Consider the following 23,221-nt stretch of genomic DNA (forward strand, 5'->3'; position numbering starts at 1 on the left):
CCCCGTTTCAGACCCCAAGACTTACAACCCTGAGAGGGATTGACGCATAGTGCTCGACGTCAACTTCTTCGACGAGCTCCGGATCGGCCTGGCCACCGCTGACGACATCCGTCAGTGGAGCCACGGCGAGGTCAAGAAGCCCGAGACGATCAACTACCGCACGCTCAAGCCCGAAAAGGACGGACTCTTCTGCGAGAAGATCTTCGGTCCGACCCGGGACTGGGAGTGCTACTGCGGCAAGTACAAGCGCGTCCGCTTCAAGGGCATCATCTGTGAGCGCTGTGGCGTCGAGGTCACGCGCGCCAAGGTGCGCCGTGAGCGGATGGGCCACATCGAGCTGGCCGCGCCCGTCACGCACATCTGGTACTTCAAGGGCGTCCCGTCGCGCCTGGGCTACCTGCTCGACCTCGCCCCGAAGGACCTGGAGAAGGTCATCTACTTCGCGGCGTACATGATCACGTACGTCGACGAGGAGCGCCGCACCCGCGACCTGCCCTCGCTGGAGGCCCACGTCTCCGTCGAGCGCCAGCAGGTCGAGAACCGCCGCGACGCCGACCTCGAGGCCCGCGCCAAGAAGCTCGAGACCGACCTGGCCGAGCTGGAGGCCGAGGGCGCCAAGGCCGACGTGCGCCGCAAGGTGCGCGAGGGCGCCGAGCGCGAGATGAAGCAGCTGCGCGACCGCGCGCAGCGCGAGATCGACCGCCTCGACGAGGTGTGGACCCGGTTCAAGAACCTCAAGGTCCAGGACCTCGAGGGCGACGAGCTGCTCTACCGCGAGCTGCGCGACCGCTTCGGCACGTACTTCGACGGCTCGATGGGCGCCGCGGCGCTGCAGAAGCGCCTGGAGTCCTTCGACCTCGACGAGGAGGCCGAGCGTCTCCGCGAGATCATCCGCACCGGCAAGGGCCAGAAGAAGACCCGTGCGCTCAAGCGCCTCAAGGTCGTCTCCGCGTTCCTGCAGACCAGCAACAGCCCCAAGGGCATGGTGCTCGACTGCGTGCCGGTCATCCCGCCGGACCTGCGTCCGATGGTGCAACTGGACGGTGGCCGCTTCGCGACCTCCGACCTGAACGACCTGTACCGCCGTGTCATCAACCGCAACAACCGCCTGAAGCGGCTTCTCGACCTCGGCGCGCCCGAGATCATCGTGAACAACGAGAAGCGCATGCTCCAGGAGGCCGTCGACGCGCTCTTCGACAACGGCCGTCGCGGCCGCCCGGTCACGGGCCCCGGCAACCGTCCGCTGAAGTCGCTGTCCGACATGCTCAAGGGCAAGCAGGGCCGCTTCCGTCAGAACCTGCTCGGCAAGCGAGTCGACTACTCGGCGCGTTCCGTGATCGTCGTCGGCCCGCAGCTCAAGCTGCACCAGTGCGGTCTGCCGAAGGCGATGGCGCTGGAGCTCTTCAAGCCGTTCGTGATGAAGCGCCTGGTCGACCTGAACCACGCGCAGAACATCAAGAGCGCCAAGCGCATGGTCGAGCGCGGCCGCACGGTCGTGTACGACGTGCTGGAAGAGGTCATCGCGGAGCACCCGGTTCTGCTGAACCGTGCGCCCACGCTGCACCGCCTCGGCATCCAGGCCTTCGAGCCGCAGCTGGTCGAGGGCAAGGCCATCCAGATCCACCCGCTCGTGTGCACCGCGTTCAACGCGGACTTCGACGGTGACCAGATGGCCGTGCACCTGCCGCTGTCCGCGGAGGCGCAGGCCGAGGCCCGCATCCTGATGCTGTCCTCGAACAACATCCTCAAGCCGGCCGACGGCCGTCCGGTGACGATGCCGACCCAGGACATGGTCCTCGGTCTGTTCTTCCTCACCACCGACGGCGAGATGCGCGACCTCAAGGGCGAGGGCCGTTCCTTCGCCTCGGTCGCGGAGGCGATCATGGCCTTCGACGCGGGCGAGCTGTCGCTCCAGTCGAGGATCGACGTCCGCTTCCCGGTCGGCACCATCCCGCCGCGCGGCTGGACCCCGCCGGCGCGCGAGGAGGGCGAGCCCGAGTGGCAGCAGGGTGACAGCTTCCGGCTGAACACCACCCTGGGCCGCGCGCTCTTCAACGAGCTGCTGCCCGAGGACTACCCGTTCGTCGACTACGAGGTCGGCAAGAAGCAGCTCTCCGAGATCGTCAACGACCTCGCCGAGCGCTACCCGAAGGTCATCGTGGCGGCGACGCTCGACAACCTGAAGGCGTCCGGCTTCTTCTGGGCCACCCGTTCCGGCGTCACCGTGGCCATCTCCGACGTCGTCGTCCCCGAGGCGAAGAAGGAGATCGTCCGCGGCTACGAGGCGCAGGACGAGAAGGTCCAGAAGCAGTACGAGCGCGGTCTGATCACCAAGGACGAGCGCACGCAGGAGCTCATCGCGATCTGGACCAAGGCGACCAACGAGGTCGCCGAGGCGATGAACGACAACTTCCCGAAGACCAACCCGATCTTCATGATGGTGAACTCGGGCGCACGAGGCAACATGATGCAGATGCGTCAGATCGCCGGTATGCGTGGTCTGGTGTCGAACGCGAAGAACGAGACGATCCCGCGGCCCATCAAGGCCTCGTTCCGTGAGGGTCTGTCCGTGCTGGAGTACTTCATCTCCACGCACGGCGCCCGTAAGGGTCTGGCGGACACCGCTCTGCGTACCGCCGACTCGGGTTACCTCACCCGTCGTCTGGTCGACGTCTCCCAGGACGTCATCATCCGCGAGGAGGACTGCGGCACCGACCGCGGTCTGCGTCTGAAGATCGCGAGCCGGGACGCGGAGGGCGTGCTCCGCAAGGAGGGCGACGTCGAGACGTCCGTGTACGCGCGCTGCCTCGCCGAGGACATCGTGGTCGACGGACAGGTGCTGGCCCCGGCCGGCACCGACCTGGGCGACGTCCTCATCGAGGAGCTCGTCTCCCGCGGCGTCGAGGAGGTCAAGACCCGTTCGGTCCTGACCTGCGAGTCCGCCGTCGGCACCTGCGCGATGTGCTACGGCCGTTCGCTGGCCACCGGCAAGCTGGTCGACATCGGTGAGGCGGTCGGCATCATCGCCGCCCAGTCCATCGGTGAGCCCGGCACCCAGCTGACGATGCGTACCTTCCACACCGGTGGTGTGGCCGGTGACGACATCACCCAGGGTCTGCCGCGTGTCGTCGAGCTCTTCGAGGCCCGTACGCCGAAGGGTGTCGCCCCGATCTCCGAGGCCTCCGGCCGCGTGCGGATCGAGGAGACCGAGAAGACCAAGAAGCTCGTCGTCACCCCGGACGACGGCAGCGACGAGACGGCGTTCCCGATCTCCAAGCGCGCCAAGGTCCTGGTCTCCGAGGGCGAGCACGTCGAGGTGGGCCAGCAGCTCACCGTGGGTGCCACCAACCCGCACGACGTGCTGCGCATCCTGGGTCAGCGTGCCGTCCAGGTCCACCTGGTCGGCGAGGTCCAGAAGGTCTACAACTCGCAGGGCGTGTCGATCCACGACAAGCACATCGAGATCATCATCCGGCAGATGCTGCGCCGCGTGACGATCATCGAGTCGGGCGACGCCGAGCTGCTGCCCGGCGAGCTGGTCGAGCGCTCCAAGTTCGAGACCGAGAACCGTCGTGTGGTCCAGGAGGGCGGTCACCCGGCCTCCGGTCGTCCGCAGCTGATGGGTATCACCAAGGCCTCGCTGGCGACGGAGTCCTGGCTGTCGGCCGCCTCCTTCCAGGAGACGACCCGAGTCCTGACGGACGCGGCGATCAACGCCAAGTCCGACAGCCTCATCGGCCTCAAGGAGAACGTCATCATCGGTAAGCTCATCCCGGCCGGTACGGGTCTGTCCCGCTACCGCAACATCCGGGTCGAGCCGACCGAGGAGGCCAAGGCCGCGATGTACTCGGCCGTCGGCTACGACGACATCGACTACTCGCCCTTCGGCACGGGCTCCGGCCAGGCCGTTCCGCTGGAGGACTACGACTACGGTCCGTACAACCAGTAAGGCGTAGGTCAGAAGCACTGAGGGGCGGTCACTCCGTACGGGGTGGCCGCCCCTCGGCGTCGTATACCGGCCGTGTGCCGCCGAACCCGTGCCCGAACGGCCGTCCTGGCGCATCATGGAGGGACCCGGTGTGACGGGGGAGATGGTGCTCGGTGTCGTATTCGCCGTACTCGCAGGGGCAGCCCTGGCAGCAGGGGCACGGTGTGCCGCAGCCGTGGGGAGGGCAGCCGTGGGGCGGTCAGGCCGCCCCGTCGATGCGCGCCTCGCACGCCGACCGGGAGCGGGCCGTGGACGTCCTCAGGGCGGGATACGGGGAGGGGCGGCTGGAGAAGCCCGAGTTCGACCAGAGGGTCGCGCGGGCGTACGCCGCCCGTACGGTGGGGGAGCTGGCGCTGCTGGTGGCCGACCTGCCGCAGGGACCCGTACCGCATGCCGCGCACGCCGTGCCGGCGGTGTTCCTGCCGGCGCCCCGGGCGCGGGTGAACGGCAAGGCGGTCGCCTCCGCCGTCTGCGGCGGGCTCTGCCTGGTCACCTTCGGGATCACCGGCATCCCGGCGGTGATCCTGGGGCACGCGGCGCGGGCCGAGATCAGGCGCACGGGGGAGGAGGGCGACGGAATGGCGCTGACCGGTCTGGCGCTCGGCTGGCTGGCGAACGGGGCGTGGACGGTCCTGATGCTCCTGTCGTTCGCGCTCGCGCTGGCCACCGGTTGACAACCGAGGACCGGCGTGTTCCGCGCGGCGGCGCGGTTCGGGCCCATTTGTTTTGACCGCAGCGAATGCGATAGGTACGCTCAGACCTTGTGCCTGGGGTGTGCCCTGGTCTTCGTGCGTGCCATCACACCGCACCGGGGGCCGATGAACGGCCACCGCAATCCACACGTTCCTTCCGTCGTTCGGCGGAAGGTCGCGGGATTCGACACACCCGACCGCGTGGGTCGGTGACGTTCCAGGTTAGCTTCACCATTCGGCACACAGAAACCGGAGAAGTAGTGCCTACGATCCAGCAGCTGGTCCGCAAGGGCCGGCAGGACAAGGTCGAGAAGAACAAGACGCCCGCACTCGAGGGTTCCCCTCAGCGTCGTGGCGTCTGCACGCGTGTGTTCACGACCACCCCGAAGAAGCCGAACTCGGCCCTGCGTAAGGTCGCGCGTGTGCGTCTGACCAGTGGCATCGAGGTCACCGCTTACATTCCGGGTGAGGGACACAACCTGCAGGAGCACTCCATCGTGCTCGTGCGCGGCGGCCGTGTGAAGGACCTGCCGGGTGTTCGCTACAAGATCATCCGCGGTTCGCTCGACACCCAGGGTGTCAAGAACCGCAAGCAGGCTCGCAGCCGTTACGGCGCCAAGAAGGAGAAGTAAGAATGCCTCGTAAGGGCCCCGCCCCGAAGCGCCCGGTCATCATCGACCCGGTCTACGGTTCTCCTCTGGTGACCTCCCTGATCAACAAGGTGCTGCTGAACGGCAAGCGCTCCACCGCCGAGCGCATCGTCTACGGCGCCATGGAGGGTCTGCGTGAGAAGACGGGCAACGACCCGATCATCACGCTGAAGCGCGCGCTGGAGAACATCAAGCCGACCCTCGAGGTCAAGTCCCGCCGTGTCGGTGGTGCGACGTACCAGGTTCCGATCGAGGTCAAGCCCGGTCGCGCCAACACGCTCGCGCTGCGCTGGCTGGTCGGTTACTCCCGCGCCCGTCGCGAGAAGACCATGACCGAGCGTCTGCTCAACGAGCTTCTCGACGCCTCCAACGGCCTCGGCGCCGCTGTGAAGAAGCGCGAGGACACGCACAAGATGGCCGAGTCCAACAAGGCCTTCGCGCACTACCGCTGGTAGTCGCTACCCACATCGAGACCGAGAGAAGACTGAAGCCTTATGGCTACCACTTCACTTGACCTGGCCAAGGTCCGCAACATCGGGATCATGGCCCACATCGACGCGGGCAAGACGACCACCACCGAGCGGATCCTGTTCTACACCGGTGTGTCGTACAAGATCGGTGAGGTCCACGACGGCGCCGCCACCATGGACTGGATGGAGCAGGAGCAGGAGCGTGGCATCACGATCACGTCCGCTGCCACCACCTGTCACTGGCCGCTCGAGGACAACGACTACACGATCAACATCATCGACACCCCCGGGCACGTCGACTTCACCGTCGAGGTGGAGCGTTCCCTGCGTGTGCTCGACGGTGCCGTGACCGTGTTCGACGGTGTCGCCGGTGTCGAGCCCCAGTCCGAGACGGTGTGGCGTCAGGCCGACCGTTACGGCGTCCCGCGCATCTGCTTCGTCAACAAGCTGGACCGTACCGGCGCCGAGTTCCACCGCTGCGTGGACATGATCTCGGACCGTCTGGGCGCCCAGCCGCTCGTCATGCAGCTCCCGATCGGTGCCGAGGCCGACTTCCAGGGCGTCGTGGACCTGGTCCGCATGAAGGCGCTCGTGTGGTCCGCCGAGGCGGCCAAGGGCGAGATGTACGACGTCGTCGACATCCCGGCCACGCACACCGAGGCCGCCGAGGAGTGGCGCGGCAAGCTGGTCGAGGCCGTCGCCGAGAACGACGAAGAGATCATGGAGCTGTACCTGGAGGGCCAGGAGCCCACCGAGGAGCAGCTGTACGCCGCGATCCGTCGCATCACCATCGCCTCCGGCAAGTCCAGCGACACCACGGTCACCCCGGTGTTCTGCGGCACCGCGTTCAAGAACAAGGGCGTCCAGCCCCTGCTCGACGCGGTCGTGCGCTACCTGCCGACCCCGCTCGACGTCGAGGCCATCGAGGGTCACGACCCGAAGGACGCCGAGACCGTCGTCAAGCGCAAGCCGTCCGAGGACGAGCCGCTGGCCGCGCTCGCGTTCAAGATCATGAGCGACCCGCACCTCGGCAAGCTCACCTTCGTCCGGGTCTACTCGGGCCGCCTGGAGTCCGGCACCGCCGTGCTGAACTCCGTCAAGGGCAAGAAGGAGCGCATCGGCAAGATCTACCGCATGCACGCCAACAAGCGTGAGGAGATCGAGTCGGTGGGCGCCGGCGACATCGTCGCCGTCATGGGCCTGAAGCAGACCACCACCGGTGAGACGCTGTCCGACGACAAGAACCCGGTCATCCTGGAGTCCATGGACTTCCCGGCGCCGGTCATCCAGGTCGCCATCGAGCCCAAGTCGAAGGGCGACCAGGAGAAGCTGGGCGTCGCGATCCAGCGTCTGGCCGAGGAGGACCCGTCCTTCCAGGTCCACTCGGACGAGGAGACGGGCCAGACCATCATCGGTGGTATGGGCGAGCTGCACCTCGAGGTGCTGGTCGACCGTATGCGCCGTGAGTTCAAGGTCGAGGCCAACGTCGGCAAGCCCCAGGTCGCCTACCGCGAGACGATCCGCAAGGCCGTCGAGCGCGTGGACTACACCCACAAGAAGCAGACCGGTGGTACCGGTCAGTTCGCCAAGGTGCAGATCGCGATCGAGCCGATCGAGGGCGGCGACGCCAGTTACGAGTTCGTGAACAAGGTCACCGGTGGCCGCATCCCGAAGGAGTACATCCCTTCGGTGGACGCCGGTGCGCAGGAGGCCATGCAGTTCGGCATCCTGGCCGGCTACGAGATGACGGGCGTCCGCGTCACGCTCATCGACGGTGGCTACCACGAGGTCGACTCCTCCGAACTCGCGTTCAAGATCGCCGGTTCGCAGGCCTTCAAGGAGGCCGCGCGCAAGGCTTCGCCCGTGCTCCTGGAGCCGATGATGGCCGTCGAGGTCACCACGCCCGAGGACTACATGGGTGAGGTCATCGGCGACATCAACTCCCGCCGTGGCCAGATCCAGGCCATGGAGGAGCGGGCCGGTGCCCGCGTCGTGAAGGGTCTCGTGCCCCTCTCGGAGATGTTCGGCTACGTCGGCGACCTGCGCAGCAAGACGTCCGGCCGCGCCAGCTACTCCATGCAGTTCGACTCCTACGCCGAGGTTCCGCGGAACGTCGCCGAGGAGATCATCGCGAAGGCCAAGGGCGAGTAACGGACTCCGTTTAACGGACCCCGTTCACACGCTTTAGGCTTGACCCCGGAGCCTGCAAGGGGCATTCCGCCGCCAACCCGGCGGAATGCCCCGGGTCCGGGTTTCCCAGCAAAGATCACCTGGCGCCGATGAGTAAGGCGTACCAGAACCACTCTCAGGAGGACCCCCGTGGCGAAGGCGAAGTTCGAGCGGACTAAGCCGCACGTCAACATCGGCACCATCGGTCACATCGACCACGGTAAGACGACCCTCACGGCCGCCATTACCAAGGTGCTGCACGACGCGTACCCGGACCTGAACGAGGCCTCGGCCTTCGACCAGATCGACAAGGCTCCCGAAGAGCGCCAGCGCGGTATCACCATCTCCATCGCGCACGTCGAGTACCAGACCGAGACGCGTCACTACGCCCACGTCGACTGCCCCGGTCACGCGGACTACATCAAGAACATGATCACGGGTGCGGCGCAGATGGACGGCGCCATCCTCGTGGTCGCCGCCACCGACGGCCCGATGCCGCAGACCAAGGAGCACGTGCTCCTGGCCCGCCAGGTCGGCGTCCCCTACATCGTCGTCGCCCTGAACAAGGCCGACATGGTGGACGACGAGGAGATCCTGGAGCTCGTCGAGCTCGAGGTCCGTGAGCTGCTCTCCGAGTACGAGTTCCCGGGCGACGACGTTCCGGTCGTCAAGGTCTCCGCCCTGAAGGCCCTCGAGGGCGACAAGGAGTGGGGCAACTCCGTCCTCGAGCTCATGAAGGCCGTGGACGAGTCCATCCCGCAGCCCGAGCGTGACGTCGACAAGCCGTTCCTGATGCCGATCGAGGACGTCTTCACCATCACCGGTCGCGGTACGGTCGTCACCGGCCGCATCGAGCGTGGTGTCCTCAAGGTCAACGAGACCGTCGACATCATCGGCATCAAGACCGAGAAGACCACCACCACGGTCACCGGCATCGAGATGTTCCGCAAGCTGCTCGACGAGGGCCAGGCCGGTGAGAACGTCGGTCTGCTGCTCCGCGGCATCAAGCGCGAGGACGTCGAGCGCGGCCAGGTCATCATCAAGCCCGGTTCGGTCACCCCGCACACCGAGTTCGAGGCCCAGGCCTACATCCTGTCGAAGGACGAGGGTGGCCGTCACACCCCCTTCTTCAACAACTACCGCCCGCAGTTCTACTTCCGTACGACGGACGTGACCGGCGTCGTGACCCTCCCCGAGGGCACCGAGATGGTCATGCCGGGTGACAACACCGAGATGAAGGTGGAGCTCATCCAGCCCGTCGCCATGGAGGAGGGCCTGAAGTTCGCCATCCGTGAGGGTGGCCGGACCGTGGGCGCCGGCCAGGTCACCAAGATCAACAAGTGAGCTTGCTGATCTGACCTGGTAGCTCCTGCCGCGAGCACCTGAGAGGGCCCGCACGACTTCGGTCGTGCGGGCCCTTTCGCTTGTGCGGGCGTCAACTCCGCCGCCGCATCGATCGCTCGATCGTGGGAACGGTGGTGCATGTGCGTACGGCACATGCCGATCCGCCCATAGCTTCGCCTCATGGTCAGCTCATCCCATGAGGCCCTGCACCGGATCTTCCAGCAAGAACCGGGCCTCTTCGCACGCGTCGCCAGGAACCTCGGCGTCGCCTTCCCCCCACTCGTGTCCGCCTCGGAGCTCTCCACCGACCTGACGGAGACCCGGCCGCTGGAGCGGCGGGTGGACACGTTGCTGCGTATGGACACCGAGGACGGCAGTTTCGTCCTGGCCGTCGAGTCGCAGAGCAAGCCCAGCCCGCACAAGCCGGCCAGCTGGGCCTATTACTTGTCCCACGTGTACGCGAAGTACGGCGTCCCGCCGGTCCTCCTCGTCGTGTGCCCGGACCGGAAGACGGCCGCCTGGGCGGCCCGGCAGTTCGACATCGGCCCGCGCCAGTGGCCCTCGCTCACCCTGCGACCCCTGGTCCTGGGGCCCGACGACGTGCCGGTGATCGACAGCCCCGACGAGGCCGCCCGTGACATCCCGCTGACGATTCTGTCGGCGGCGCTGCGCCGCTGCGAGCCGGAAGCCGATGCCATACTGAACGCGCTGGCGAAGGCACTGAAAGGCCTGTCGGCCGACGACGAGAACACCGCAGGCACCTTCATCGAACTCATGGAACAAGGCCTCGGCACGACGCAGGCCGCGGATCTCTGGAGGCATCTCATGGCCGTCGACCTCTCGTTCTTCCAGTCGCAGACTGCCCAGCAGCTCCGGGCGGAGGGTGAGGCGAAGGCTCTTCTGCGTCTGCTGGCTCATCGGAGCGTCGAGGTCGGCGAGGAGGACCGGGAGCGGATCGTCGGGTGTGGTGACCCTGACGTACTGGACCTGTGGTTCACGAGGGCCCTCACCGCGACGTCGGCGGCGGAGATCTTCGCGCCGGCCGGCGAGGCGGGGGCCGTGGACTGACGGGCCTGTCCTGGTTCCCGTCGTAGACGGCTCGGCCGATCCGGTGACATCGCTGCCGTGCCCGGTGTCGGAGCCCTCGCGCATGAAGTGGCACTGGGCTCCGCCCGGCGCGGTGGTCCGCGCCGCGTACCGATCCGTTCGAACAGTTCGCCGTTCAGAGCGCATGCGATTCATCCGCGCCTCGTCCCGGTTCGTACCGGGGCGAGGCGCGTCGGCGTGCGGACCTTCGCACGGGTATTGACGCGCCGCTCGGCCAGACCTTAGCGTCCGCCCGTCCCTAATGTTTCGGCTTCGGTTTCGAAACATTCGAGAACGAACGACGACGGAATGAGACTCCCCGCATGAGATCCATTCGTTTCGCCACCGTGGCCCTCGCCACCACCGCCCTGACCTTGCCGCTCATGACGGGCACGGCCACCGCCGGCCCGGCGGGCGGAGAGAAGGCCGCGCCGCACTCCCACGCCGCGCCCGACCGGCTGCGCTCGGCCGCTCCCGAGGGCTTCGTCGTGGGGACCGCCGTGGCAGGCGGCGGCCACCACCTGGAGCAGGACTACCCGGACCCGTTCACCTACGACAGGGAGTACCGGAAGATCCTGGGGCGCCAGTTCAGCTCGGTCTCCCCCGAGAACCAGATGAAGTGGGACTACATCCACCCCGAGCGGGACCGCTACGACTTCGCCCAGGCCGACGCGATCGTCGAGTTCGCCAAGCGCAACAAGCAGGTCGTACGCGGCCACACCCTGCTGTGGCACAGCCAGAACCCCGCGTGGCTGGAGGAGGGCGACTTCTCGAAGGAGGAGCTGCGCACCATCCTGCGCGAGCACGTCACCACCGTCGTCGGCCGCTACGCCGGGAAGATCCAGCAGTGGGACGTCGCCAACGAGATCTTCGACGACCAGGGCGACCTGCGCACCCGGGACAACATCTGGATCCGTGAGCTGGGTCCGGGCATCGTCGCGGACGTCTTCCGATGGGTCCACGAGATCGACCCGAAGGCGAAGCTGTTCTTCAACGACTACAACGTCGAGAGCGTCAACGCGAAGAGCGACGCCTACTACGCCCTCATACAGGACCTGCTCGCCCAGGGCGTCCCCGTCCACGGCTTCTCCGTACAGGGCCACCTGAGCACGCGGTACGGCTTCCCGGACGACCTGGAGGACAACCTGCGCCGGTTCGACGCGCTCGGCCTGGAGACGGCCGTCACCGAGCTGGACGTCCGCATGGACGTCCCCGAGGGCGGCGCGCCCACCAAGGCGCAGGAGCGGCAGCAGGCCGACTACTACCGGCGGACCCTGGAAGCGTGCCTGGCCGTCGAGGGCTGCGACTCGTTCACCATCTGGGGCTTCACCGACAAGTACTCGTGGGTGCCGGTGTTCTTCGAGGGCGAGGGCTTCGCGAACGTCATGACCGACGACTTCGACCGCAAGCCGGCCTTCTACGCCCTGCGGGACACGCTGAGGGAGGCGGCCCGGAAGGACGACTGCAAGAAGAGCCACAAGCACCGGAAGGGCTGAGGACGCCCACCGACCGCCCCCGGACCGGCCGCGCACGGCCGGTCCGGGGGCGGTCCCCCTCCCGGCGCCCGGCGGGGCTCACGCCTTGCGGGCCACCGCCACGTACGCCCCGCTGTGGACGCCCTCCTGGCCCGGGACCGGCTCCCCGAGCTCCGGGTGCCACTCCTCGGCCGCCACGATGCCGGGGGCGACGACCTCCAGCCCTTCGAAGAACCGGGCGAACCGGTCCCGGCTGCGCATGTCCATGGTGAGCCCGCCCGCCCGGTACAGGTCGATCACCTTCTTCGACGCCTCCTCCGGGTGGAAGTCGGGCGTGAGGTGGGACATGACCAGGTAACTGCCCGGCGCCAGCGCCTCCTTGAGCCGTTCCACCAGCTCGTACGCCCCGTCCTCGTCGCCGATGAAGTGCAGCAGCGCGATCAGGGAGAGCGCGACCGGCCGCTCGAAGTCCAGCGTCCTGCGCGCGCGCTCGACGATCGCGGCGGTGTCACGGGCGTCCGCCTGCACGTAGTCGACGGCCCCCTCGGGGGTGCCCCGCAGCAGCGCCTCGGCGTGGACCAGGACGATCGGGTCGTTGTCGCAGTACACGATCCGCGCGTCGGCGGCGATCCCCTGGGCCACCTGGTGCAGGTTCGGCTCCGTCGGGATGCCGGTCCCGATGTCGAGGAACTGGCGCACGCCCTGGCCGGCCACCCAGCGGGTGGCACGGTGCATGAACGCCCGGTTCATCCGCGCCATGACCGGAATGGGCGGCGCGAACGCCACGAGCTGCCTGCCCAGCTCCTCGTCCACCGGGTAGTTGTCCTTGCCGCCGAGGAACCAGTCGTACATCCGCGCGGGATGCGGCTTGGCGGTGTCGATCGGTATCGGAGCGTCCATGCCGAAGTCCTGCTGGTCCACGTCGTTTCCCCTTGTGCCGCACGGCAGTTGACCTTTTCCGGTCGTGATCGCCACGATAACCGGGCCCTGCCCGGCGCGATGCGCCGGGCACCCGCCGCCCTGTGGTCCGGGGACACCTACCGGGCGCGGCGCATCACTCCGGCCCCCGGGCTGATGAGCCAACGGAAGTGATCGACCAGGGGTTCCACCACCGCCGGGTCATGGAGGACCACGCCCACCTCGATGTTGTCCGACAGCCCGCGATCGGTCAGATTCGCGCTGCCCAGCAGGGCGGTGTGCCGGTCCGCGGCCAGCAGCTTCGCGTGCAGCACTCCTGCTCCGCCGCTCCGGTGCCAGACACGTACGTCGGCGGGGAGAGCGACGAAGGCCGTCGCGGCGTGGGTGGACTCCTCCAGGAGCAGGTCGACCTGAACCCCGCGTCGGGCCGCCCCGGCTATCGCCGCGACGACATCGTCCGCTCCGTAGACCGCGAAACTGGCGATCAAAAGTGAAGTGGAGGCCGAGTGGATGACCTCCAGCGCGATTCCGCGGGTCAGGCGCCCCGGCATGGCGGCACTGATGGGCCCGCTCACCACGGGCTGGGCGGGCAGCGGCCGTGGTGACGACCTGACGGCGGTGACTGCCAGGGCGAGCGCCGCGCCGGGCAGGCCGGGACATTCCGCACGCCAGACCTGGACGATCGCCTTCAGTTGCTCGGCCAGGCCCGCCGCGGGTTGACCGGCGGCGTAATGCATGACGCGTGGGTCTTCGGGACCCGTCGCACCGGACAGAAGCTCTTCCCATGCGGTGAGGAGATCGTCCGGAAGGCGGGCACACAGGGCGGCGAGAAGGCGGGGCAGGCGGTGCCCCGCACCGCCGTCACGAGCGGAGGGCACCCTCGCCTGCGGCCGGCCCGCGGCGTCGTGGGGACCCCGATCACCGCCGCCCCCTGCGTCCCGGGGACCGCTCACGGCCTGAACGCGCACATGTCGCCCGCCAGGGTCTCAACGAGCAGGGCCCGGTCCAGGTAGTGGTTCCCCCGCTCGCAGGACGTCTCCGCCGCGAACAGGCACGCATGGCAGGCGGCGCCGTGCAGACGGCCGTGGTCCCGCGGATCGTGCTCGGCGCACATCGGGTCGGAACTGCACAGTCTGGCCTCGTCCAGGGCCCGGTCGAGGGCCGGTCCGAGTCGCTCGCTGCGGCCGAGGGAGACCAGTCCGCCCAGGGTGCCTTCGCTGTCCGGCGCGGCGGTGTACAGCAAAATGCCGGACATGGGGTCGGGGCCGGAGCGGGCGTAGACGCGTTCCGCTATGCCGGAGGCCCCGTAGCCGCACTCCAGGGCGAACTGGCGGATGAGGACGTGCGCGAGGGTATGCAGCAGGACGTAGCGGATGCCCGGCCAGCGCGGCTCCATCCCCCGGGCCAGGCACCAGTCCAGGTGGGCCGCCTGGAGCACCCGCTCGCGGGCGAGTACGGTCTCCTGCCGTTCCCAGGCGGACAGACGTGCCTCGTTGAGGGCCAGGAACACCCCCTCCCCGCGCAGTTCGGCACAGGGGACCCACGTCGGGTCCGTCCTGCTGAGCGAGGCTCCGGCCGATGCCTGGGTCTCCTCGGCCGGCAGCCATTCCGGAGCCTCGATCCGGGTGAAGCCGGTCAGGGCCGACACCTCGCGCAGCCGGTGCACCAGGACGACGCTGTCGAGCCAGTCCGCGGTCCCGGCCGGGACCCGCCGTTCCCGTACGGTCGTGAAGTCGGGCAGTGTGTGGTCGCGTGGCTGGGTGAAGGCCCGCCACTCGGGGGTGGTGAGGTCGAACTCGTCGTCCTCCTCGCTCTGTTCACCGGAGAGTGACTGCGCTTCCCGGGTGATCGCGGTCCACACCGCGTCCGCCCCGTACTGCTCCAGCTCCGGCCAGCAGGCCTGGGTGGGCAGCAGCATCTTGGCGGCGTCGGCCGGAACCGCGGCGAGCGGGGACAGCAGGCTCCAGTGTTCCTTGACCGCCTGCGTGAGCGGTTCCTCGGCCCGGGGGATGCTGAACACCCGCAGCTGGGAGGCGAACCAGCTGTTGGTGGCGCCGAGCGAGATGGTGCGGGCGTGCTGGTCGCAGTCCGGGGTGAAGGTGCCGAGGTGCGGGTGGTGGCCACGGCACGCCGGGAGGTTCCGCTCGCCGGCATGGCCCAGGGCGTCGGCCATGGAGCGGACCTTGTCGCAGGTGCAGCGGACGAAGACGTTGGCGGCCTCACCGGTGGTGCCGGCCACGGTCAGGGTCAGGGTGCCCCCCTCGCAGGGAGTGGCTCCGCCGTGGACGAAGTAGACCCACGGGAAGTCGTCCATGTGTCCGTCCGGGCAGGCGACGAGAAAGCGGGCGGGAAGCGCGGTCGGCTGCCCCTTGCCGCCACCACCGCAGTTGGCGTGGACGTACTTGGTCTTCTCCGGGCGGTACAGGTTGGGCCGGAGCTGGAAGAGGCCGCTGGAGGCGGGGGCGAGCTGGTTGCAGCGTTCACGCGAGCACCGCAGCCAGCGGGGGAACAGGCTGACCGGAACGCCCGTCCTGGTCCAGTCGCCGTAGGGGTCGGACGGGTTCTCCGGGAGGTGCGGAGGGGTGCGCAGGGCGGCCACCTGGTTGCCCAGGCGGCGGCGGACGGCGGCGAGCAGCCGGTCCTCGGTCAGGACGCGTGCGCGGACCGGATCCCAGTCGTCCAGTCCCATGACCATGGTGGACAGGTTGGGCAGGTCGGTGACGGCCCCGATGCCGTAGGTGTGCAGCAGCTGGCTGGGGCGCAGCTCGCCGACGCGGAGCGCCTGGGGTGCGGGGCTGGTCATGAGTTCTCCCAGGGGTCCTCGTCACGGTCGCGGTCGGTGGCGTCGTCGGCCGGCTGCTGTCGCGGCATGTAGGGCGGTTCGTCTCCGGCCGCCCCGTCCACCGTCTCGCCGGAGAAGATCAGACGGACCGGTGGTTCCACCTCACGCAGCGAGGTCGGGCAGGTCATGAGCCGCCACGGGCCGCTGTCGGGTTCGATCAGCAGGGGAGCGACATCGCCCTGGCGTCTGGCGGCGCGGTAGCCGAGCACGGCGCCCGGTGCCCGCCGCTTCTGCTCCCAGTGGTCCAGGCGTGCGTCGAGCCGGGCGCGCACCTCGTCCACCACGTGCCGGTCCGCGGTGACGTCCCGGGCCCGCAGCTCCAACGAGCGGACGGCGTGGCTGACCACTTCGCCGCGGCGGTCCACGTACTGGGCCCCGCGGTTGGCGTTGTAGTCCGGCTTGAGGTTGCGGACCAGTGCCGCCAGGACCCCGGTGAGCCCTCGGTCCACGGCCCGGTCGGCGAAGGGGGTCACGGACAGCGCCTCGACGTGCTGGTAGAGCGTCGCGTGGAAGGACTCGAACGTCTCGTAGTGCGAGAGGTCCCGTGGCCGCGCCCAGTTGAGCAGGGTGAAGACCAGGCCGGGGGCCCGGCGGCCGACGCGGCTGGTGGCCTGGATGTACTCGGCGGTCGACTTGGGCTGGTTGTTGACGATCATCACGCCCAGGCGTGCGACGTCCACGCCGACGGCAATCATGTTGGTGGCGAGCAGCACGTCGATGGGCCGGGGCGATCCCTTGGCGCGCCGGCCGAATCCGACGTCCAGCTTCTCCAGGATGTCGGGGATGGCCTCGGAGGCCATCCGGCTGGTCAGCTCGGCCGGCTCCCCGATGCGCCGCACGGACAGTCCCCGCTCGTCGGTGCGCAGCAGCCTGGCCGCCACGTCGTCCTCCACCAGCCGCCGCATACCGCCGAGGTCGCGCAGGCTGTTGAAGTAGCCGACCGACGTCATGTAGGGGTCGGTGAGTTCGCTCGCGCCGTATGTCTCGTACAGGTGCTGCGCGGCGGCGAGCTGGGCGACGAACACCCTGATGGCGACGGACTTGGTCCGCACGCCCGGCGCGCAGATGCCCATGTAGCGGCGGCCGGGTGTCTCGTCGGTGCGGCGGCGCCGGGCGAAGAAGGTGTCGTCCGCGCTCAGCCCGGACGGGGGGAAGACGGCCGTCCGGCGGGCGAAGAGATCGTGGATCTGCCGGTCGGCGCGGCGGACGGTGGCCGTGGACGCGATCACCTTGGGGCGCACGCTGTGGCCGGGTTCGGGCTCCCAGGTGGAGAGCCGGTCCACCACCGTCTCGTACAGGCCGGTGAGGGAGCCGAGCGGGCCCGAGATGAGGTGCAGCTCGTCCTGGACGATCAGGTCCGGCGGCCGTACCCGCGGGGCGTCGACGGTGGAGGCCGAGGGGTGGTTTCCGGAGGCCGGATGGCTGGACGACTCCCAGTCCGTGTCCACGGCGGAGGGGGTGACGTACCCGTGCCGGGTGCACCGCCGGGACACCTGCCCGAACAGGGCCTGGGTGTCGCCCTTCCAGGGCAGCTGGGCGAACTTGTCGACCGTGGCGATGACGAGTGCGGGCGGGAAGCGGTAGATCTCCTCGTCGACCACGAGGACGGGCAGCCCCTGCTCGTCGGCGGGTAGTCCGAAGACGCTTCCGCCGAAGGGGCACTCGTAGGCGTCCGGGCAGGTGATGAAGGTGCGCCGCAGCGTGGTGTCGACGCCGATGTCGCGGCCGGCTTCCATCTTGGATCCGCACCAGGGGCAGCTGGTCAGCTGGTGCGGCGACCCCATCCGTCCGAAGCCGCCGAACCCCTTGTCCCGCTTGCGCTCCTTGGCCCAGTCCGCCGCCTGGTCGGTGGTGTTGGGGGTGACCCGGCCGCCCACCCACAGCCCGATGCGGAACGGGTTGCGCCCCCAGCGGTCCGGCGTCTCACGGCGGATCACCTCGCAGGCGCAGATCAGCGCGGTGGCGCGCTGGAACTGCTGGATGGTGAGCAGCCGCAGCGTGTACCGCATGATCACGGCCACCCCGTGCTCGGCGTCCAGCCCACCCAGGTGGGGCTTGCGGCGCCGGATGGCCAGGGTGAACGCGGTCAGGCCCAGGTACGCCTCGGTCTTGCCGCCGCCGGTGGGGAACCACAGCAGGTCGGCCAGCGCGCCCTGGTCGTCCGCCCGCTCCGGGTGCGTAGGGTCGGCGAGCGAGGGCAGGTTGAGCAGCAGGAACGCCAGCTGGAACGGGCGCCAGCTGCGGTTCTCCGGGAGGTCGGCCCGCTGGACCGCCTCCTGAAGCGACTGCGCCGGTGAACGTCGGCGGTCGGCCGCCGCGATCGTGTGTACCCGCTGATGTGCCATGGCGCGGTTGGTGAACCGGAACGCCGCGAGCGCCTCGGGGTCGTCCCGCAGCAGGTCGATGCCGGCCTGGATGCGGTCGGCCGCCCGCCCGGCCCGCCACATGTTCGCCTCGGCCTCGGAGCGGTAGACGTCGAGCCCGGAGGCCGGATCGTCCACCGACGCGAGCTGCCGCACGATCCAGGAGCGGTAGCCGTCGACCAGCGGAAGGAGCGCGGCACGCAGCGGCTCCGGCTCCAGTTCGCTCAGTTCGCGCATGTCCAGCACGAGGTCGGTGAGCTCCGGCAGGTCGTGATCGCGCTCGTCCCGGTGCGGATCGGGCACGTCCGTGTGGGGCACCTCGTACGTCGGCGTAGCCGTGGTGGAGACGCGCACCGCGCGCCGCGGGTCGTCCGGGTCCGCCTCGGCGTGCACGCCCGTCCCGTGCCCCACCGCGAACTCGGGGTGGAACCGGTACGTCATGGCGAGCGAACGCCGCTCGTCCTCGTCACCGCCGGCCGGGTCCGCGTTCCGCCGGGGGAGGAAGGGGGCGGTGCCGGACGCTCCCGTGACCGTCATGGAGGCCTGGAACATCCAGTGGGCCGAACCGGGCCGGTCCTCCTGGCCGTTGACGAGGAAGAGGGACACCAGCCACGAGCCCTCGTGCCGCCGGGCCCGGCCGCGCACGACGACGTGCGGGAAGTCGCGTGCGTGCACCGGCTGTGCCGACAGCTTCCCCTCCACCAGTTTCACCGTGACCCGGCCCGAGCAGGGCACCCGGTGGAACACCCGGCGGGGATTGCCCTCGATCTTCGACTCGCCCCGCTCGTATTGTGCCCAGGAGCAGTCGACGGTGAGTTCCTGCACTCCGTCCTCCACGCGCAGGGTCAGCCCCAGCGTGGAGGGGTGCAGGCTGGGCACGTTGGGCGCGGACGGCTCCGGGTCACCGGCCTCCGGCTCCAGCTCGGGCGTCATGCCGGGCTCGTCGAGCGTGTCCGGCACGATCTCCTTGCCGACCGGCCGCACGCCGCCGTGCTCCTCGCGGCGGCCCCCGGGCGCCAGCCGCCCGATGATGTAGTGGTCCATCGGGTTGCCGGTCAGTTCCTCGGGCTCGTCCCCGTCCGGTCCCAGCAGGTCCCGCACCACCAGCTCGGCGAGCCGGTCGCGCAGCTGCTGCGGGGTGGGCGCGGCGAGCACCGGGTCGGCGGGGTCCGGGCCGGTGCCGGAGACGGCGAGGGATTCCTGGGTCACGGGCACAGACTAGGCCGGACCGCTGACAACCGGCAGTGACGTGAAACAGGGCCCCCGACCGCTTCCGGCCGAAACGTGATCACTGTTCTTGGCGTCGAATGTGACGCTCGTTACTCTCCGCTCGCCGGAGGGTACGAGGCGCGTACGGCCGTCGGGCGGTAAGGGGCGCGGAGGGCACGCGGGGGGCTGATGACGGACAGCAGAACCGGTGGGATCCCACATCAGGTACCGAAAGGGTCCTACGGAGTGCCGCTGCGTGCTGACGAGTGGGAGGAGTTCTCCCCGGGGTTCGGCGACAACAGTCACCGAGGTCACTTCGGGGAGCAGTTCATCCGCATGCTGGCCGCGGCGGCGAACATCGACGCGGCCCAGCGCGACCGCGACCGGGTCGGCGTGGACTGGCAACTGGGTCACCCCCGCCGGTCGGGCGGACGCCGGTACCCGGTCATCGAAGCACAGGTGAAGTGCACCTCCTCACCGGAACTGCACGACGATCACATCGCCTTCGACCTCAAGACGCGGTACTACAACGAACTGGCCGGCAACGACTACGACATCCCGCGCTTCCTGTTCGTCGTCCTGGCACCCGCCGACCCCTTCTCGTGGTCCGATGCGACGCCGGAACGGCTGCTGCTGCGCAACGCCGCCTACTGGGCGTGTCTGCACGACCAGAAGCCCGTCGCGGGCGGCACGGGCACGCGCAGGGTCCACGTCCCGCGGGGCAATCTGCTGACCGCCGACACCCTGCACGACCTGTTCTCCCCGAACTTCCGGGCCATGGTGGGGGTGTCGTGAACGTGATCACGGACGCGGAGTTCGAGGAGGCCCAGACCCTGGCCCCGGAAACCCTCCGCCGATATCTGAGCGGCAAGGGCTGGCGGACGGAGCGCGCGTTTTCAGGCGCCGAATTGTGGGAGCGGTACGTCGAGACCGAGCCCGACGCGCCGTACGAGGTCCTCGTGCCGGCCGAGCGGCGCCGGGACTATCCGGGCCGGATCGCCGACATCCTGGAGACCCTCGCCGTGGTCGAGGCGCGTCGTCCGGGGGACATCCTGCGGGAGATGCGCCTGCCGCCGTCGGACTGGCAGTTCCTGCGCCTGACGCCGCCCGGACCGTCCGGTACGGCTCCGCTGCTGGACCTGGTGTCGGCACTCAACGGTCTGAGGGAGCTGCACACCGCCGCCGCGTCCTCGGCACTGACTCCGCAGGTTGTGCAGCCCGCGCAGAAACCGCAGGCGGTGAAGGACCATGTGGCGTCCGTCCGGCTGGACCAGACCCGGGTCGGCAGTTACGTCGTCGCGGCTCACACGCCCCTGCCGCACCAGCGGGCCCGGCGCCTGCAGGAGGCGGTCCGGCAGGCCGCGCTCTTCGATGCCGATCCGTTCCCGGGTGGGCCGGGTGCACGAGCATCCGAGCCTTACGCACGCCAGGTCTCCCGGGTCCTGTTCGCGGGTGTTACCTGCGCGAGGGTTGCGGCAGACGAGTCTCTCGAACGGGACAGTCTGGCCGATTTCGCACGATTCATCGAGGCAGGACTTTCGGCCAATCTCTGCGAGGCCCTGGTCAGGATCGCCGGGGAGGAGCGGCGTGGGTACTCCCTGTCCTTCGCCTGGGCTCCCGACCTGCCGGTGACGCAGGCCTCGCCGCCGGTGGCGATCACTCCACGCCATGTCATGGTCCTGGAGGAGGGGGCCAAGGACCTGCGGAAGCGGCTTGACCGGGAGCTGGGCGTCGTACTCGTAGGGATGGTGACCCGCCTGCGGGCGGAGAAGGGGCAGCACCGTGAAGCCACGGTCTACGGTTCGTTCGCCCACGAGGGATGGGGCCGCCCGCGTCAGGTGCGAGTGCAGCTCAGCAGGGAACACGTCGAGCAAGCCATGAGTGCCTGGCGTCACCGCTGGCAGGTGGTGGTGAGGGGGAACCTGGAAACGCGGGGGAACGGCTTGCTGCTGCGGCCGGTCACCGAGTTCGAGGTGCGGCCGGTATGACAGGCGGGCGGCCGACCAGGGATCCAGCGGCTCCTACTCCGCAGCTCGTCCCAGGTACGTGTACTCCGTGGCCCGCGTGATGCCGACGGCGTCCAGGCGCTGTCTGAACCGGACCCGGAAGTGGACGTTGTCCCCGAGTCCCGGGCGCATACGGAGCAGGACCTCGGGGTCCTCGAAGTGGACGTCGTAGGAGGGGGCGTTCCCGGCCGTACCCGTCTTGACCTTGGCCCAGCCGCTCTCCCGCAGTTCCGTGATGCGGCCGGAGAGGGTGATCTCCTGATCCCGTGACCGGGTGCGGCGGAGACGTTCGGCGTGGTGCCGGCCGCGTTCACCGAGGCGGGCCCTGAGGACGTGACCGTAGGTGTCGTACCAGGCCACGTCCAAGGACAGAGCGAACTCGTCCAGCGCGCGTGCCACGGCGTCGACGGAGTCGAAGAGCCGCGGCCAGTCACGGACGTCCTCCTCGGACTCCAGGACGTGAAGGAGTCGGCAGAAGGTCTGCACACCGATACCGGCCGCAGAGAGACCGTCCACGATCGGTGCGTCCGTCGCGTGCGCCGTGGCGACGGGGCGTGCGTGGATCACGGTGCTGCCCGCCGAGAGGCCGGTGAGTTCCAGGCGGACCGGGGTGCCCGCGGCGGCGGACACGGCCTTCTCCACCGGATCGAGGAGGGCGTCCCCCCACTGGAAGCGCAACGCGCCGCGCTCCGTGTGAGGACCGGTGAGCCGGAGCCGCAGCTCTTCGTCGAGGCGGGCGTGGGGCTCGTACTCCCGTACCGCGGCGAGTCGGCTCGCCCGGTGGTCGGCCTCGACCTCGTCGTCGTCCCGGTGCTCTGTTCCCATCTCCCACAGCCGCTGTCGTGCGGCGGCTGCGGCGGTCGGGTTGTTTCTGAGGAGCTCGCGCCTGCGTTCGCGCCAGCTGTCGCCGGTCGTCACAGTCGCACCTCCAGATATCCGCGTGCCGGGGCGGCACTGGCCTCGGACGGGGAGCGGTCCGCCTGATCAGGCAGTCGACAGCGCTGCCACCAGTCGTCCCACACCCCTCTTTCCATGAAGTATGTCCGTTCCTCGGTGGACATGAGCTCAGGCCGGAAGACACGGCTGACCGGTAGGTAACCGACCCGGACCGGCGAGACCCCGAACTCCCGCCTGATGCTGTCCCGGCTTTTGAACGCCGTGGTCAGCCACTTGGAGCCTGGCCTGCCGCGTATCGCCCGCTCGGCCCGGACGTCGATCAATAGGGTCGCGTCGATGTTGCGGGGGTCGAGCTTCGCGCTGACGAAGCTGCCACCGAGCCACAGCCTGTGGATGAGCGGAAGGCCGTCGAGGACGCTCGCGTACGCGTCCTCCAGGGCGAGGAACCCTTCGAGGTAGCCGCGCAGTCCGGTCCACAGCCTGGTCCGGGTTTTGGAATTCTCGAACTCCGGTGCCTTGACCAGCAGGGATTCCGCTTCTGCGGCAGAGACCGAGTAGCGGCCAAGGGGGAGGAAATCCGTGGCGGTGAAGGAAGGCAGCACGTGGGTCCTGAGGGCGGTGGGTGAGGAAGGGGCCGCATTCGAGGTTAGAGGCGATGGGGGCCTGTTGTACGGCAGTTGGGGCAGTGGGTTTCGGTTTCTGGGGCGCGGAAGGCGTGGTCGCAGCCGTCGCAGTTGCGGAGGCCGTGGCGCACGGGCAAGGGGTCGGCCGGGGCCGGTACGGGGGCAGGGGTGGGAGTCCGTCGGTGAGGCGGTGGGCGAGGAGGGCCGCGGGGCGGTGGAGGGGTTCGTCGGGAAGGTTGTCGGTGAGGGCGTGGCGTACGGCGGTGGGGGTGACCTCGCGTTCGAGCCAGGCGGCGACTCCGGGGGCCAGGTGGGCGGTGTCCGTCGCGGAGAGCAGGAGGCGGGGGTCGTGGCGGCGCAGGCCGGTGAGGAGGTCGGTGGCCTGTTGGAGGAGGGCCGGGGCGGCGTAGCCGGGCTGGGGGACGGCGGGGAGCGCCTTGCGGGGCCGAGGCTGGGGGGCGCGTTCCTTCGGCGGCCGGGGTCGGGGGG

The 23,221-nt window shown here is 69.2% G+C and carries 16 protein-coding genes and 1 pseudogene; 10 read left to right on the forward strand and 7 right to left on the reverse strand.

Translation table 11 applies throughout. The features are described from left to right. The first annotated feature begins 49 nt into the window (after positions 1-49). The 8 genes from ADK41_RS29900 (at position 50) to ADK41_RS29935 (ending at position 11,895) form a co-directional block, all read left to right on the forward strand. Positions 50-3,949: a DNA-directed RNA polymerase subunit beta' gene (locus tag ADK41_RS29900; protein ID WP_030823478.1), complete on the forward strand. Its 3,900-nt coding sequence runs from the start codon at positions 50-52 to the stop codon at positions 3,947-3,949. Between the two features lie 152 nt (positions 3,950-4,101). Then, positions 4,102-4,662, forward strand: a complete 561-nt coding sequence (locus ADK41_RS29905; protein WP_078661867.1) for a DUF1707 and DUF4190 domain-containing protein — start codon at positions 4,102-4,104, stop codon at positions 4,660-4,662. Between the two features lie 278 nt (positions 4,663-4,940). Beyond that, positions 4,941-5,312: a 30S ribosomal protein S12 gene (gene rpsL / locus ADK41_RS29910; protein ID WP_003948652.1), complete on the forward strand. Its 372-nt coding sequence runs from the start codon at positions 4,941-4,943 to the stop codon at positions 5,310-5,312. A gap of 2 nt (positions 5,313-5,314) precedes the next feature. Continuing rightward, the gene (gene rpsG, locus ADK41_RS29915) at positions 5,315-5,785 is read left to right on the forward strand and encodes a 30S ribosomal protein S7 (protein WP_003992340.1); all 471 of its coding nucleotides are present in this window, start codon (positions 5,315-5,317) and stop codon (positions 5,783-5,785) included. Positions 5,786-5,824: 39 nt separating this feature from the next. Then, on the forward strand, positions 5,825-7,951 hold the full coding sequence (fusA, locus tag ADK41_RS29920; RefSeq protein WP_030823482.1) for an elongation factor G: 2,127 nt from the start codon (positions 5,825-5,827) through the stop codon (positions 7,949-7,951). Between the two features lie 168 nt (positions 7,952-8,119). Beyond that, positions 8,120-9,313: an elongation factor Tu gene (tuf, locus tag ADK41_RS29925; protein WP_030823490.1), complete on the forward strand. Its 1,194-nt coding sequence runs from the start codon at positions 8,120-8,122 to the stop codon at positions 9,311-9,313. A gap of 180 nt (positions 9,314-9,493) precedes the next feature. Further along, on the forward strand, positions 9,494-10,381 hold the full coding sequence (locus tag ADK41_RS29930; protein ID WP_030823492.1) for a hypothetical protein: 888 nt from the start codon (positions 9,494-9,496) through the stop codon (positions 10,379-10,381). 341 nt (positions 10,382-10,722) lie between these two features. After that, on the forward strand, positions 10,723-11,895 hold the full coding sequence (locus tag ADK41_RS29935; RefSeq protein ID WP_030823495.1) for an endo-1,4-beta-xylanase: 1,173 nt from the start codon (positions 10,723-10,725) through the stop codon (positions 11,893-11,895). Between the two features lie 78 nt (positions 11,896-11,973). Here the strand turns inward: ADK41_RS29935 and ADK41_RS29940 are convergent, their stop codons facing one another. The 4 genes from ADK41_RS29940 to drmA form a co-directional block, all read right to left on the reverse strand. After that, positions 11,974-12,795, reverse strand: coding sequence for an SAM-dependent methyltransferase (locus tag ADK41_RS29940; RefSeq protein ID WP_030823498.1), 822 nt, complete (start codon positions 12,793-12,795; stop codon positions 11,974-11,976). A 116-nt stretch (positions 12,796-12,911) separates the two neighbouring features. Next, complete coding sequence (gene drmC, locus ADK41_RS29945) at positions 12,912-13,760, reverse strand: DISARM system phospholipase D-like protein DrmC (protein ID WP_324604878.1); 849 nt, start codon at positions 13,758-13,760, stop codon at positions 12,912-12,914. Next, positions 13,742-15,595 carry a DUF1998 domain-containing protein gene (gene drmB / locus ADK41_RS29950; protein WP_030823502.1) on the reverse strand — a complete coding sequence of 618 codons (1,854 nt, stop codon included), beginning with the start codon at positions 15,593-15,595 and terminating at the stop codon, positions 13,742-13,744. The genes drmC and drmB overlap by 19 nt, the downstream gene beginning before the upstream one ends. Beyond that, positions 15,592-19,206 carry a DISARM system helicase DrmA gene (gene drmA, locus ADK41_RS29955; protein WP_158717654.1) on the reverse strand — a complete coding sequence of 1,205 codons (3,615 nt, stop codon included), beginning with the start codon at positions 19,204-19,206 and terminating at the stop codon, positions 15,592-15,594. Before drmA ends, drmB begins: the two co-directional genes overlap by 4 nt. Positions 19,207-19,452: 246 nt before the next feature. Between drmA and ADK41_RS29960 the strand changes: the two genes are divergently transcribed. Next, entirely contained in the window at positions 19,453-20,001 is a 549-nt protein-coding gene (locus ADK41_RS29960; RefSeq protein WP_051843064.1) for a DUF4365 domain-containing protein, read from the forward strand. Then, positions 19,998-21,194: a hypothetical protein gene (locus tag ADK41_RS29965; protein ID WP_053670322.1), complete on the forward strand. Its 1,197-nt coding sequence runs from the start codon at positions 19,998-20,000 to the stop codon at positions 21,192-21,194. Before ADK41_RS29960 ends, ADK41_RS29965 begins: the two co-directional genes overlap by 4 nt. A 33-nt stretch (positions 21,195-21,227) precedes the next feature. On the opposite strand, the gene ADK41_RS29970 is transcribed toward ADK41_RS29965, so the two are convergent. The 3 genes and pseudogenes from ADK41_RS29970 to ADK41_RS43540 all read right to left on the reverse strand — a co-directional run. After that, entirely contained in the window at positions 21,228-22,130 is a 903-nt protein-coding gene (locus ADK41_RS29970) for a hypothetical protein (protein ID WP_030823514.1), read from the reverse strand. Further along, on the reverse strand, positions 22,127-22,711 hold the full coding sequence (locus ADK41_RS29975) for a DUF6932 family protein (RefSeq protein WP_030823517.1): 585 nt from the start codon (positions 22,709-22,711) through the stop codon (positions 22,127-22,129). The genes ADK41_RS29970 and ADK41_RS29975 overlap by 4 nt, the downstream gene beginning before the upstream one ends. 44 nt (positions 22,712-22,755) lie before the next feature. Further along, positions 22,756-23,221, reverse strand: a pseudogene (locus tag ADK41_RS43540) (helix-turn-helix domain-containing protein); the annotation flags it as partial.

Origin of the sequence: Streptomyces caelestis (assembly GCF_001279005.1) — a bacterium.
GTDB classification, from domain to species: domain Bacteria; phylum Actinomycetota; class Actinomycetes; order Streptomycetales; family Streptomycetaceae; genus Streptomyces; species Streptomyces heliomycini.